Origin of the sequence: Enorma phocaeensis, from assembly GCF_900186505.1 — a bacterium.
Lineage (GTDB): Bacteria > Actinomycetota > Coriobacteriia > Coriobacteriales > Coriobacteriaceae > Enorma > Enorma phocaeensis.
In genome coordinates, this window is sequence record NZ_LT891970.1 from 630421 (window position 1) to 642772 (window position 12352).

Consider the following 12352-nt stretch of genomic DNA (forward strand, 5'->3'; position numbering starts at 1 on the left):
TCGAACAAGAAACTCAAAGTGCCGAGCACGCAAATCAAAGCGCTGGTCAATTAGCAGATCTTCACGATCCAGCCCTCGGGACCGGCGATTTCACCATCCTGGATGCCGGTAAGCGTCTCGCGCAGCTTCTGCATGACGGGACCGACGTGCTCCATACCGCCCTCGCCGAAGACGGTCTCGGTCTCGCCGTCGACGACCTTGCCAACCGGGCTGATGACCGCAGCGGTGCCGCACATGCCGCACTCGGTGAATGCGCCCTGCTGAACCTCGGAGAAGAGCACCGGACGCTCGACGACCTTCATGCCGAGCATGTTCTCGGCGACGTAAACGAGGCTGCGACGCGTGATGGACGGCAGGATGGAGTCGGTGTGCGACTGGGGCACCACGAGCGTGCCCTCCTTATCGACGAACAGGAAGTTCGCGCCGCCGGACTCCTCGACGTAGGTATGCGTCTGCGGATCGAGGAACATGTTGTCTGCGAAGCCCTCGGCATGCGCCTCGACGCTCGGATAGAGGCTCATGGCATAGTTGAGGCCCGCCTTGATGGCGCCGGTACCATGCGGTGCGGCGCGGTCGTAGGCGGGAACCTTCAAAGCGACGGGCTTGACGCCGCCCGAGTAGTACGGACCCACGGGCGTCACGAGGATGCGGAACTGGTACTCGTCAGCGGGCTTCACGCCGATGACATCGCCCGTGGCGACCATGAACGGACGTATGTAGAGCGTAGCGCCGGAACCGAAGGGCGGCACCCATGCCTCGTTGGCCTTGACGACCATCTTCACGGCCTCGATGAACTTATCCTCGGGGAAGGGCGGCATCACGATGCGGCGCGCAGAATCCGCCATGCGCGCGGCGTTGAGATCGGGGCGGAAGCAGACGATGTCGCCATCCTTGGTGGTATAGGCCTTGAGGCCCTCGAAGACCTCCTGGCAGTAGTGGAAGATGCCCGCGCACTCGGAGAGCACCAGGCTGTGGTCGGCGGTAAGGCCGCCCTCTTCCCAGGCACCGTCCTTGTAGTTGCAGACGTAGCTGTAATCCGTTGGCTGGTAGGCGAAGCCCAAGTTGCCCCAGTCGATATCTTTCTTCTCCACCGCCATGTTGACCTTCCTTTCACTGTCGACGAATTCGTGCGCGGCACCCGTGCGCGCCGCGCAAAATGATTCCAAAAGCAGATTCTACTCCTCTGCAATAGAGTACTCGGACGCTTTCAAACACAGCGGGAACATTTAACCGAAACCCTTGGCTCAATCAAGTTCCTACCAGACAAGCCCGGAAAACAGGCAGCCTGCGGAGCTTGTGCTTGTTGCGTGTGATGCGTTTTAATCCTAGTGTTTCGCTATACTTAAGCGCACGATACAACCACCCGGCCATCGGCGACCAGTGCTCGGCACGCAATGCCGGCAATGCAAAGCCGACGATCCGATACGCAATACCCGCACCAAGGGGCGCTCATGAGCTTTATCAGCACGGTCCGTGAGGACATCGCAACCGTTAAGACGCACGATCCTGCCGCGCAAAACGCTCTGGTGATCTTCCTTTCCTACCCCGGCCTCCACGCCAAGTGGATGCACACTCCCGAGCATTGGCTCTGGAATCACGGGCTCAAGAGCATCGCGCGCATCATCTCGCAGATCACCCGATTCTTCACCGGCGTGGAAATCCACCCTGCCGCGCAACTGGGCAGGCGGTTCTTCATCGACCATGCCATGGGCGTCGTGATTGGCGAGACAACCGTCGTGGGCGATGATTGCGTACTCTACCAGGGCGTCACGCTCGGTGGCACCGGTAAGGAGTGCGGCAAGCGCCACCCAACGCTCGGTAACAACGTCACCGTAGGCGCCGGCGCCAAGGTGCTCGGCAACATCACGCTCGGCAACAACGTCAAAGTAGGCGGCAACTCGGTGGTGGTGAAGGACGTGCCCGACGACTGCACCGTCGTGGGCATCCCCGGGCGCATCGTGCGCCGAAACGGCTGCCGCGTGGTGGAGGAAACCTTCGAAGCGAGCAAGCATCGCGAGAGCATGCCCGACCCGGTCGAGGAGCAATCGCGCATGAACCGCGCCGGCATCATCGGCAACCAGCGGCGCATCGCCGAGTTGGAAGCAGAGATTGCCGAGCTCAGGGAGTTCGTAAGGAATCTGGCAGAGCTGTAGGGATACGCGCGGCATCGACTGCATAAGAAGGCGGCCGCCGATTGCAGCCGCCTACGTCGCTCGATGTCGAATCTCGATGTCCGGTAGCCCTACTGGGCGGAGAGATCGATGCCGTTCGCCCAGCCCCAGCGCGGGGTGACCGTGGTCCCGTAGTACTGGATCCAGCTGTCCAGGTCCTGCGTGTTGATGTAGCCGATGTTTTGCATGACCTTGTTATCGCCGATGTAGATGCCCACATGGCCCCAGATGCTGCCGGCGATGGTATGGCTGTGGGTGGAGACCGCGATGATCATGCCCACCTGCAGGTTGTCCTTGCTCGAGCTGGTGCACCAGGCGCTGTACATGTCATTCGCGTTGCCGTACACGCGCCCGTAGCCGGCGTTGTTGAACACCCACGAAACCCACTTGGCGCAGTAGTTGGGACCGGGACAAGGGGTGTAGTAGCACGAGTCGACGATGCGTTTTTGCGCGGCACTCGCGGCGTTGTAATCCTGGCCGCTGCCAGCCGCGGGCAAATCGGGCACGCCGCCGCTCCCCTGCTGGGCTTGCCTGCGCGCCTCCTCTTCCTCGCGACGGCGCTGCTCCTCGGCCTCCGCCTCGGCGATCGCCTCGGCGATCTCGGCGTCGCGCTGGGCGATGAGCTGCTGGACCTCGCCGTCAAGGCCGGAGAGCGTCTCCTGGACCTCCTGCTGCTTGGCCTGCATCTCGGCAAGCTGCTCAGCCTGCTGCTCCTTGAGCGCCTCCAGCTCTGCCTTCTGGGTCTCGAGATCCTCCTTGCGCTGCGAGAGCTCCTCCTGGATATCGTGGATCTCGGCGATAGCCTGGCGGTCGCTCTCGTTCATCTTGCCCAGGTAGTAGGCGTTCGAGATGAGCTCGTCGAGCGTCGCGGACGAAAGCAGCAGCGCGAGCGCGGTGTTGCCGCCGTCCTTGTAGTCCTCGGCGACGCGCTCGGAAAGAGCCCGCTGCTTTTCCTCGAGCTCCGCCTGCTTTGCATCGATCTCCGCCTGGGTCTGGTCGATCTGGGCCTGAACGTCCTCGATCTGGCCCATCGTTTCGTCCAGCTGGCGGCTGAGATCCTGGTACTGCGCGGAGATTTCGTCGAGCTGCGCCTTCACGGCATCATACTCAGCTTGGGCGTCGCTCAGGGCATCAAGGGTCTCCTGGCTCGCCTGGGGCTCCTCGTCGACGGCAAAGGCAGCAACGGGGCTACCGAACAATGCAGCCGCCCCGGCCATGGATAGCATGGCTTTGAGTGCGCTGCGACGCGAGAAGGCGGGACCGTCGCCACCAAGGTGGACGATCGGCTCGGTATCGATAGGGGTGTGGCCTGAGCGCTCTGGCGCGGCGTGGTCGTTAAGGTGTGACATACGTGCTCCGGATCAGTGTTGTGTGTATATGTCTCCCTGACAGCTATACAGGATAGCGCAACGCGCCTAGTCTCACATCCGAGAACATCGTTTCCGACAGCACCACATATTTCCGCCGAGCGACGCTGCGACACAGCCGGTATACTTTTATGCAGCGTTGCCGCGTCGGCATCGCCTTCGCGAACAGGAGTACCCATGTCTCAAGAACTTGCGCCCCAAGACACCTGCGTTCTCGTTACCGGCGGAGCCGGCTTCATCGGCTCCCACACCACCGTCGAGCTCCTCGAGCGCGGCTACCGCGTCGCCGTGGTCGATGACCTCTCCAATTCGAGCCCGGTTGCGCTCGACCGCATCCGCGAGATCGTGGGGGCCGATGCCGCCGCGAACCTCACCTTCTACGAGGCCGACGTGAACGACCGCGCCGCACTGGAGCGGATTTTCGATGCCGAGCACCCCGATCGCGTCATCCATTTCGCTGGATTCAAAGCCGTGGGCGAGAGCGTCCACAAGCCGCTCGAGTACTACGCCAACAACATCGGCAGCACCCTTACGCTCTGCGATGTCATGCGCGAGCACGGCGTGAAGTCGATCATCTTCTCGAGCTCCTCGACCGTCTACGGCGACCCGGACAACCCGCCCGTAACCGAGGCCGATCCCAAGAAGCCCGCAACCAATCCTTACGGCTGGACCAAATGGATGATCGAGCAGATCCTGATGGACCTGCACACCGCCGATCCGGAATGGAACGTCGTGCTGCTGCGCTATTTCAACCCCATCGGCGCGCACCCCTCGGGGCTCATCGGCGAGGACCCCAAGGGCATCCCCAACAACCTCGTGCCCTACGTGGCGCAGGTCGCGGTGGGCAAGCGCGAGTGCGTGAACGTCTTTGGCAACGACTACCCCACACCCGACGGCACCGGCGTGCGCGACTACATCCACGTGGTCGACCTCGCATGCGGCCATGTGTCGGCGCTCGAATGGATGAACGGTCGCTCCGAGGTGGGCATCTTCAACCTGGGCACCGGAACCGGTTCCTCGGTGCTCGACGTCATCCACGCCTTCGAGCGCGCCTGCGGCAAAACGCTGCCGTACAAGATCTGCCCGCGCCGCGACGGCGACATCGCCGCTAACTGGTGCGACGCCACGAAAGCCGAGCAGGAGATGGGCTGGAAGGCCCGCTTCAACCTCGACGATATGTGCCGCGACTCCTGGAGATGGCAGTCCAACAATCCTGATGGCTTCGCCACCCAGTGCTAAACCCATTGGGTAGGCATGCACGCCGCTGGCCTTCTTATGAAGCCGGTCCGTCGCACGCCTCGCTCCACGCATCTAGGGAGAGAACGATCCATGGCAAACGCCTTCGCCGCGTACCTGAGTGAGCACCATACAGACCTTGACGACTACCTGCTGTCGTTTTTCACCGACAAGACCGAGCATGCCGATCTTGAGCGCTACCTCTACGCACCGCTGCGCACCTTCACGGAAAACGGCGGCAAGCGCCATCGGCCGCTCATCTGCCTCGCTGCCTGCAAGGCGGTTGGCGGGGATCCCGCGCGGGCCCGGAGCGCGGCTGCTGCGATCGAGCACTTCCAGAGCGCGGCGCTCATCCACGACGACATCGCCGACCATGGCCAGCTCAGGCGCGGCAAGCCCTGTCTGTACCTCACCGAGGGAACGGGGCTGGCGATAAACTGCGGCGACCTCGACCTCACCCTCGTAACCGACGCCGTGCTCAACGACCCCGCACTCGACAACGCGACGCGCGTGCGCGTCCTGCGCGAGCTCACCGCCATGACCGAGCGGACCATCGAGGGGCAGGCGCTCGACCTGGGCTGGGTTCGCGACGGCCGCTTCGACCTCACCATCGAAGACTACCTACGCATGGCGACGCTCAAGACCGCCCACTACTCAGGCGCGGTACCGCTCGCCTGCGGCGCCATCATCGGCGGCGGCAGCGAGGAGCAGGTTGCGGCGCTCCGTTCGTTCGGCCTGGATACAGGCCTTGCGTTCCAGATCCAAGACGACCTCATCAACATCGTGGGAAGCGACCGCGCCAAGGACTGGCGAACCGATATCACCGAGGGCAAGCGCACGCTCGTCGCGGTGCGCGCCCTCGCTGACGAACGCTTCCACGACGAGCTTGAGGCCATCTTGAGTTCCGGCACCAGCGCCTCCGCGGACCTCGATCGCGCCGTCTGGATTTTCCAGGAGACCGGCGCCATCGAGTTCGCGCGCTCCTACGCGGCGGATCTCACCGCACGCGCAAAGCAGGCGCTCGCCGGAATCGAGCTCGATGCAGAGAGCCGTGCATTGTTCTTGGACATGGCGGACTTCTTCATCGAGCGGCTGAGCTAGGGCACCCGAAGCGGTAGGGCCCTGGCATCAGAGCCCTACTCGCGCACGTGCGCCTCGAAGCGCTTGCACGCAAAGCCGCCAACGAGCGCGAGCAAGCACGCCACCACCACCGCGGCGATGGCCACCGTGTAATCACCCGACCCGAACGCCGAGGCAGCGACGGTCGAGGTGACGATCGAGGGAATGCGGCCGAGCGTGGTGATGGCGAGAACCGGCGCGAAGCGCATGCGCGTGAGGCCGGCGAAGTAGGTGAGGAAATCCTTGGGCGTACCCGGAATGAGAAAGACGACGAGCATGATGAGCTCGAGACGCCGCGCATCGCGCAGCCAGGCGTAGCGCTCGAACTGCTTCCGGTCGAAGAAGAGTCCCACGACCTTCCACCCAAAGAGCCGCACCATCCCGTAGATCGCAGACGACGCCACCGCACTCGCGACGAGGCAGAGCGCCGTACCCTCCCAGAACCCGAAGGCGTAGCCGCTTGCGAGTTCAATCGGCTCACCCGGCAAAAACGCCAGCATGATCTGGAGCGCGTTCATGCCCAGCACCGCGAGCCTGCTCAGCACGGCATGCTCGGCAACGTACGCATGGAGAACCGACGAGTCGGCTAGCCAGGCATAGATGCCGGGCAGGTAATTCCAGCACACGAGCAAGATTGCCGCGAGCACCACCACGGTCGCCCCGATGACGAGCCCTCGCTTCTGCCTGAGCGTCAGGACCCGCCGGGCGCCGCCAGCCGACTGACGCCCGGTGGACTGCCCCCGCATCACCGCGGGAGCACCGAACGCACCAGAGGAGTCCCGAACAGTCCCCATAGCGGTCTCTCCTATCATGTCCCCTCCTCATAGGCTGGTCGCAACCTGTCCCCACCCGCGTGGAGCGGCCGGCGAGCATTGGCTCGCTATCGATGCTACAAAGCGCCTATAAGGAATCCGTAAAGAATCAAGCAGGGCTTTCTGAGGAATCCTGCACGACAGCGAAGCTCGCGACCACGCGCGCGCCGCCCTCCTCCCGGTTTTCAAGCGAGATGTCCCCGCCATGGCGGCGGGCAAGCGTCCGAGCGATATGGAGGCCCAGCCCGAAGTGCTCCGCAGACTTCCGCTCGCCGTAGTACGGATCGCATCCGCGTTCAAGCGCCTCGCGGGAAAACCCGGGTCCGTCGTCTGAGACCGTCAGCACGAGCATGGGCATCCGTCCCCTCTCCACGACGTCTTGCCGATGCCCGCCCGAACCGGAGACGTCGAGCGCATCCGCGAGGGCCCCTCCCGCAGGCTGCATCGAGAGCGCGACCGCAACCTGTTCGCGCGCGTGGCCGAACGCGTTGGCAAGCACGTTGCCGAACACCTCTTCCACCATCTGCAAATCGAGATAGACGAGTTCTGCGGCCTCGCAACACATCTGGAAGCTCAAGGCGACATCCGCCGTACGCGAGTCGGCATATGCGCGTGCATACTCCTCCAAAAGCTCTGCGATGTAGCCGGATTGGTACGCGGAGCGATGCGGCACGCGGTCCTCAACCCTCCCGACGCGACTCATGGAAACCGTATACGCTTCCAGTCGATCGACCTGGGCGGCCAGCGTATCCAGAAGCGCCGATGCGCGCTTCGCCGCATCCACTTCGGCAGAGGCGTCCGCATCGCGGGGACCGGCGATCCCAGAGCATTCGCCATCCTCCGAGCACGCCGCACCCCGCGCGTCGAGGCCTTCTCGCCGCAGGCGCATCCGCGCCATCTCGACCGTGCCCCTCAGCACGGTTATCGGGGTACGAAGATCGTGGGCGAACGCGACGTTGAGCCTTCTTCGCTCCTCAGCCGTTCGCCATAGCTCGCGCTGCGCATCGAGCAGCGATGCACGCATGCGTTCGAGCACCTCGCTCAATCTGCCCAGTTCGCGACCTCTAACCGGAGAGATTTCGAAATCGAGGTCCTGCCGGGCTATGCGATTGGCCGAACTCGCGAGCTCTGCCAACGGGCCGGAGATGTAGCGCCGGTAGAAGCGCCGGAACAGCAGGACCGCGCCGCCGCCATAAGCTGTTATCGGGACGGCAAACGCCGCGGCAAGGCGCAGCGCCCAGTCTACGGGCCCCATATACGCCGATTCTTCCAAGAATACGTAGTACGCGACGTTCGAGGTCATCACGCCCGCGCCGAGCTCGGTATCGTCCAGGACGTCCGCCACCTGTGCGCGCTCCGCGCGCTCGCGCTCATCGTAGGCAGGCAGGTCATCGACTGCAATGCTGATCTCGGGATCGTAGGGCCTTCCGTCCGTCTCGATGTAATCCTGCTCGGTGTAATTCCCGCCCCAATCCCGAACCCGATAAACCGGATCATTGCGCAGCAACTCCATCGTGGCATCGACCACCTGCGAGTCGTAGTTCCAGCCATCGCCGACCATTGCGCTCGCGGAGTAGTTCTCCTGCGCCGCCGCGAACGAAACGAAGACAACCTGATCGTATGTGTCGTTCAGGTAGACGGGCGTCGCTGGGACGAGCTCCCCGGATGCTGCATCGTAGATGTAGGGACCCGCATTGACCTCGACATGCTCGGCGCGCTGTTCCTCCGTATGCGCATAGTACAGCTCCATGAGCACCGAGATTCCCAGCACGGTCGCCGTCGTTGCCGCGATCGCCCACACGACCGCATACCCAAAGAAGGCTCTCATGATGGAAGGATTGCGAAACCATGACGTCACACGGTCTCGCACGCGCAATCGACGTGCCATGCCTCTTCCCTCCCATCTGCCGGCAAATCTGCCTGGGGCTGCTCCGTCAGCGGTTTGATCAGTCCCCGACTAGCGAACCCCCTCATCGAACGCCCCATCGGTAGCCCACGCCCCATACCGTCTCTATGAGCTCCCCTTGCACGCCCGCGTCGGAAAGCTTTCGGCGGATGCGCCGCACGTGCTCGCGGACGATCGACGGGTCACCCGTCGCATCCCATCCCCAAACCCGCTCGTAGAGCAGCGAGCGGTCGTAGACGCGCCCTGGATTCTTGCTCAGAAAGGCAACGAGGTCGAACTCGATGCGCGTGAGATCGAGCACGGCACCGGTCGCGGCCACCACGACGGTCCGCTCGCCATAGTCTATGGTCACCTCGGGAAAGACGCGGACGCTCCTAGGACGCTGCCCGCGCAGGCGCTCGTCGCGCGCAAGGTGGGCGCGCACGCGGCCGCCCAAGACCTCGAGCGAGAACGGCTTGAGTACATAATCGTCTGCTCCGGCGGAGAATCCGTCGAGCTGGTCGACATCCTCGATGCGCGCGGTTAGGAAGATGATGGGGCAGCTCAAGCACGTGCGCAGATGCCGACAGAGCTCGAATCCATCCATCCCCGGCATGTTCACGTCGAGCAGGATAAGGTCGATCGGTTCCATCTCATCTCGATCCCCTGCAGGCGTCCCTCCGAAGGCGTCGGTCGCCCCCGCGCGCTCCATGCATCCGTTTACGATGCCGAGCGCCTCCTCGGCACTCGATGCGCAGCGCGTGGCATAGCCTTCCATCTCGAAGAACTCTTTGAGCATATGCAAGATATCCGGCTCATCATCAACGATGAGCAGACGCTTTCCCGCCTCCACGCGTTTCTCCCAACTCGCCGTGCTGCCAGAGCGCTGCCTTGGAGCGCAACTGCGCGCGACTCCCCATCCGGCACCCGTCACAGCATTTCCCTTTATCATCTTGGATTAGAAATGTCGAGAATCCGTCTACAGCGCACATTTTGTGGAGTAGGCGACCACCGGTGGCAGGCTACTGAAGCACCGCATCCCGTTCCTTGCTAGACTATAGCCACCGTTGATACTTCCGTGCATGGTAAGGTGGCTCCCGAGCGCCGTGACATGCGCGTTTCTTGAGGGAAAGGGGCCGCATGGAGGCCATCACCATCGGCATGCAGGGACCGGCAGTCGAAGACGTGCAGACGCGCCTGGTCAACCTCGGCCATGACATCGCTCGCGCCGAGCTTGACGAGCGCTCTTTTGGAGAGTCGACTGCGGCGGCGGTGCGCGCTTTCCGCGCGGAGCAGGGCATCGCCGTTATGGACGATGTCGACATGGAGTGCTGGGGCAAACTCGTCGACGCGTCGTACAAACTTGGCGATCGCACCCTGTACCTGCGCATTCCAAATTTTCACGGAGCCGACGTGTGCGTGCTGCAGCACGCCCTCAACGCGCTCGGGTTCTCCTGCGGCGAGGCGGACGGCTACTTTGGCCCCCATACCGAGGCAGGTCTTCAGCAGTTCCAGGAGAACGTGGGCCTGTTCGCCGACGGCATGGCGTTCCAGGACACCTTCAACTACATCAACCGTCTGCATCATATCTGGAAGGGCAAGCCCTCGGTGAGCGAATCCGATGTCCACATTGGCTTTGCCCGCGCGGCAAGCGTGCTCGAGCGCAACCGCATCGCCGTGATTGGCGTGGACCCCATCGCCCGCAACGTCGCATCGCGCATGTGGAACATTGCCACCGCTACAACCAATAGCAGCGGTATGCAGCTTTGCGATCGCGAGGCCCCCGATGATGTCGATATCGTTTTCGAGATCGCGAGCGACCCCCTGCCCGATGATTGTGCCCCTCGTGCCACGATCGTGCTCGCCGAGTGCGCGAATGTGGGGCAGCGCATCCGCACGGCGCTCGCCGCAGCGACAGCACGCCCGGCCCTTCTGCGCATCGAGCTCACCGGGCTCACGCGATACGGCTCGTTCACGGCAAGCGATGCCCAGGCCCTTGCGGTCCAACTGCTCGACGGCGTTTGCGATGCGCTGAGCGATTAGGTACACTGTTTGAACTGCATGCCGGGGTGGATACCCCGCATGCACGCTTCCATTGGGGCATCGTCCAGCGGCAGGACCCCGGTTTTTGGTGCCGGTTACGGGGGTTCGAATCCCTCTGCCCCAGCCACGTGAGCAAGCGGCCCGGATGCCCCGCGGCGTCCGGGCTGTTCTCTTCTCGCCCGCGGGGAGATGGGGCTGCGTCACCGGGTCTCGCGCTATCTCAAGGGGCATGCGCGGAGGGCTTCCTCAGGACCGCGGCTCCTCCAGCGGAACCATGTCGGTGTAGAGGCGCTCGGGCGCGATGTCGATCTCGCCGGGCCATGCCACCGTCCCATAGGATATCCTCGCCGCACGGAAGAGCGACCGGTCCCGTAACGGCTTGAATACCTCCCCATCGAGATACGGGGACAAATCGAAGATCCCCCGCTTCCCATCCTCGAACGCAACGAGCAGACGATAGTCCTCGAGCGGCTTAACCTCGACAACGTCAACCAGCGGGATGTCGAATACGCTCGTCATGGGCTACTCCTAACTCAGTGGATCGATTCTGAACAGTTGCTGGTTATCACGTGCAAGCTCCCAATTCGCCATGAGCTCGTCCCTGTGGATCTCCAGCCATGCGAGAATCATACGCTCCTGCCGCACAGGCATGGTGCCCGCGCTACGCCTGCCATCGAGGATGTAACTAGCTTTATACCCCGAATAACGTGCATGGAAATGCGGCGGCTCGTGATCCGCCCAGTTCATGGTGATGACGATACCGAAGAACATGCTGATTGCCGGCATTTTATCCCTTTCTCGATTCGATGGCACGAGCACCGGAAGAGACATGAATCCGCCAGCGCGATAGGCGCTCGAGCACGGATGCGGCGCCGCGGCAGGTGCGAATGCGCCATGGGGGCACCCCTTGGCAGACCGAGAGCACGTGTCCTTCCCGGTCGATGAAGGCGACGTCGATCGGTGAGCGCATGAAGCAGGTATGGACCGACGAGCAGCGTGGGAAGGCCATCACGACCGAGAGCCTTGCGCTCGGACCCGTGCCCGGACCCGCCCCCGTGGGCTTCGCGCCCTCGCGAGGGTCCAAGGCGAGCATCCCGACCAGGCGCTGCAAGAAGGACTCGGCCACGAGCAGCCGGGCGGGCTCCCACCCCAACGCCCGCAGCGCGCGCCTGAACCCATACGGGTCGGTCGCCCGCGCCCCGGCGGCCACCCGTGCGGCGGCCCCGCGCGACATTTCGCCCGCCTGCATCGCTACACCACCACGCCCGGTCGCCATGGATCTATCGTCACTGCTCGCTCGTGCTCAAGCACCGCGGGAGCTCCGAGTTCCACGCCGGCTATGGAAAGCCCGCTTGGCCAAGGACGCATGCGCATCGTGCAACGATAGGTCCTGAGCGATCCTACGAGCGAGAGCATCGATGATGAGGCGTTCTCGCTTGACGAACTCGATACCTCGATCTCGACCTCGTAGCCCTCCATGGCAGAAGCAAGCTGCGCCTGAATGACTCCGCTCGCATCGAGCACGGAACCCGGGTCCACGCCCGCGGTTTGCGGGGAGACGCCCTGTGCGATAACGATATCCGGCACGACGCGGTCAAAGCGTGCAGAAGCTGAGAGGAAGAGCATAAGGTTGTAGGCGATGAGCGCAAGCACGATGAGAACCGGGACGACCACGGCCATCTCGACCGTAGCCTGCGCGCGCTCCTCTCCTAGTGGGGG

General features: G+C 63.4%; 13 protein-coding genes and 1 tRNA gene. 5 read left to right on the forward strand and 9 right to left on the reverse strand.

Going from position 1 to position 12352, the window contains the following annotated elements; translation table 11 throughout:
- Nucleotides 1–50: 50 nt before the first annotated feature.
- On the reverse strand, nt 51–1097 hold the full coding sequence (locus C1717_RS08960) for a branched-chain amino acid aminotransferase (RefSeq protein WP_102372838.1): 1047 nt from the start codon (nt 1095–1097) through the stop codon (nt 51–53).
- A gap of 354 nt (nt 1098–1451) precedes the next feature.
- Here C1717_RS08960 and cysE point away from each other — a divergent pair, with 354 nt between their 5' ends.
- Nucleotides 1452–2153 carry a serine O-acetyltransferase gene (gene cysE / locus C1717_RS08965; protein WP_102372839.1) on the forward strand — a complete coding sequence of 234 codons (702 nt, stop codon included), beginning with the start codon at nt 1452–1454 and terminating at the stop codon, nt 2151–2153.
- 89 nt (nt 2154–2242) lie between these two features.
- Here the strand turns inward: cysE and C1717_RS08970 are convergent, their stop codons facing one another.
- Nucleotides 2243–3520 carry a coiled-coil domain-containing protein gene (locus tag C1717_RS08970; RefSeq protein WP_245859600.1) on the reverse strand — a complete coding sequence of 426 codons (1278 nt, stop codon included), beginning with the start codon at nt 3518–3520 and terminating at the stop codon, nt 2243–2245.
- Between the two features lie 195 nt (nt 3521–3715).
- On the opposite strand from C1717_RS08970, the gene galE reads away from it, so the two are divergent.
- Both galE and C1717_RS08980 read left to right on the forward strand, forming a co-directional pair.
- Nucleotides 3716–4777: a UDP-glucose 4-epimerase GalE gene (galE, locus tag C1717_RS08975; RefSeq protein ID WP_102372840.1), complete on the forward strand. Its 1062-nt coding sequence runs from the start codon at nt 3716–3718 to the stop codon at nt 4775–4777.
- Nucleotides 4778–4867: 90 nt separating this feature from the next.
- Nucleotides 4868–5875 carry a polyprenyl synthetase family protein gene (locus tag C1717_RS08980; protein ID WP_102372841.1) on the forward strand — a complete coding sequence of 336 codons (1008 nt, stop codon included), beginning with the start codon at nt 4868–4870 and terminating at the stop codon, nt 5873–5875.
- A gap of 35 nt (nt 5876–5910) precedes the next feature.
- Here C1717_RS08980 and C1717_RS08985 read toward each other — a convergent pair whose 3' ends face one another.
- The 3 genes from C1717_RS08985 to C1717_RS08995 all read right to left on the reverse strand — a co-directional run bounded on the left by C1717_RS08985 (nt 5911) and on the right by C1717_RS08995 (nt 9443).
- Nucleotides 5911–6705, reverse strand: coding sequence for a TVP38/TMEM64 family protein (locus C1717_RS08985; protein ID WP_245859601.1), 795 nt, complete (start codon nt 6703–6705; stop codon nt 5911–5913).
- Between the two features lie 109 nt (nt 6706–6814).
- The gene (locus C1717_RS08990; RefSeq protein WP_102372842.1) at nt 6815–8593 is read right to left on the reverse strand and encodes a HAMP domain-containing sensor histidine kinase; all 1779 of its coding nucleotides are present in this window, start codon (nt 8591–8593) and stop codon (nt 6815–6817) included.
- Nucleotides 8594–8675: 82 nt separating this feature from the next.
- On the reverse strand, nt 8676–9443 hold the full coding sequence (locus tag C1717_RS08995) for a response regulator transcription factor (RefSeq protein WP_245859602.1): 768 nt from the start codon (nt 9441–9443) through the stop codon (nt 8676–8678).
- Nucleotides 9444–9730: 287 nt separating this feature from the next.
- On the opposite strand from C1717_RS08995, the gene C1717_RS09000 reads away from it, so the two are divergent.
- Entirely contained in the window at nt 9731–10633 is a 903-nt protein-coding gene (locus C1717_RS09000; protein WP_180965902.1) for a peptidoglycan-binding domain-containing protein, read from the forward strand.
- Between the two features lie 53 nt (nt 10634–10686).
- Nucleotides 10687–10760 (forward strand) — tRNA-Gln (locus tag C1717_RS09005).
- A 119-nt stretch (nt 10761–10879) separates the two neighbouring features.
- Here the strand turns inward: C1717_RS09005 and C1717_RS09010 are convergent.
- From C1717_RS09010 to C1717_RS09025, 4 genes are read right to left on the reverse strand one after another with little or no spacing between them, the layout of a single operon-like run.
- Entirely contained in the window at nt 10880–11152 is a 273-nt protein-coding gene (locus C1717_RS09010; protein WP_102372844.1) for a DUF2442 domain-containing protein, read from the reverse strand.
- A gap of 9 nt (nt 11153–11161) precedes the next feature.
- Nucleotides 11162–11419 carry a DUF4160 domain-containing protein gene (locus C1717_RS09015; protein ID WP_102372845.1) on the reverse strand — a complete coding sequence of 86 codons (258 nt, stop codon included), beginning with the start codon at nt 11417–11419 and terminating at the stop codon, nt 11162–11164.
- Between the two features lies 1 nt (nt 11420).
- Nucleotides 11421–11882 carry a DUF192 domain-containing protein gene (locus C1717_RS09020; RefSeq protein WP_245859604.1) on the reverse strand — a complete coding sequence of 154 codons (462 nt, stop codon included), beginning with the start codon at nt 11880–11882 and terminating at the stop codon, nt 11421–11423.
- 2 nt (nt 11883–11884) lie between these two features.
- Complete coding sequence (locus C1717_RS09025) at nt 11885–12313, reverse strand: hypothetical protein (RefSeq protein ID WP_102372846.1); 429 nt, start codon at nt 12311–12313, stop codon at nt 11885–11887.
- Nucleotides 12314–12352: the final 39 nt, after the last annotated feature.

What these genes read in the sequence shown, in the direction of transcription:
- C1717_RS08960 (WP_102372838.1), bottom strand. Translation starts at nt 1,097, where the DNA reads ATGGCGGTGGAGAAGAAAGATATCGACTGGGGCAACTTGGGCTTCGCC.
- cysE (WP_102372839.1), top strand. Translation starts at nt 1,452, where the DNA reads ATGAGCTTTATCAGCACGGTCCGTGAGGACATCGCAACCGTTAAGACG.
- C1717_RS08970 (WP_245859600.1), bottom strand. Translation starts at nt 3,520, where the DNA reads ATGTCACACCTTAACGACCACGCCGCGCCAGAGCGCTCAGGCCACACC.
- galE (WP_102372840.1), top strand. Translation starts at nt 3,716, where the DNA reads ATGTCTCAAGAACTTGCGCCCCAAGACACCTGCGTTCTCGTTACCGGC.
- C1717_RS08980 (WP_102372841.1), top strand. Translation starts at nt 4,868, where the DNA reads ATGGCAAACGCCTTCGCCGCGTACCTGAGTGAGCACCATACAGACCTT.
- C1717_RS08985 (WP_245859601.1), bottom strand. Translation starts at nt 6,705, where the DNA reads ATGATAGGAGAGACCGCTATGGGGACTGTTCGGGACTCCTCTGGTGCG.
- C1717_RS08990 (WP_102372842.1), bottom strand. Translation starts at nt 8,593, where the DNA reads ATGGCACGTCGATTGCGCGTGCGAGACCGTGTGACGTCATGGTTTCGC.
- C1717_RS09000 (WP_180965902.1), top strand. Translation starts at nt 9,731, where the DNA reads ATGGAGGCCATCACCATCGGCATGCAGGGACCGGCAGTCGAAGACGTG.
- C1717_RS09010 (WP_102372844.1), bottom strand. Translation starts at nt 11,152, where the DNA reads ATGACGAGCGTATTCGACATCCCGCTGGTTGACGTTGTCGAGGTTAAG.
- C1717_RS09015 (WP_102372845.1), bottom strand. Translation starts at nt 11,419, where the DNA reads ATGCCGGCAATCAGCATGTTCTTCGGTATCGTCATCACCATGAACTGG.
- C1717_RS09020 (WP_245859604.1), bottom strand. Translation starts at nt 11,882, where the DNA reads ATGCAGGCGGGCGAAATGTCGCGCGGGGCCGCCGCACGGGTGGCCGCC.
- C1717_RS09025 (WP_102372846.1), bottom strand. Translation starts at nt 12,313, where the DNA reads ATGGCCGTGGTCGTCCCGGTTCTCATCGTGCTTGCGCTCATCGCCTAC.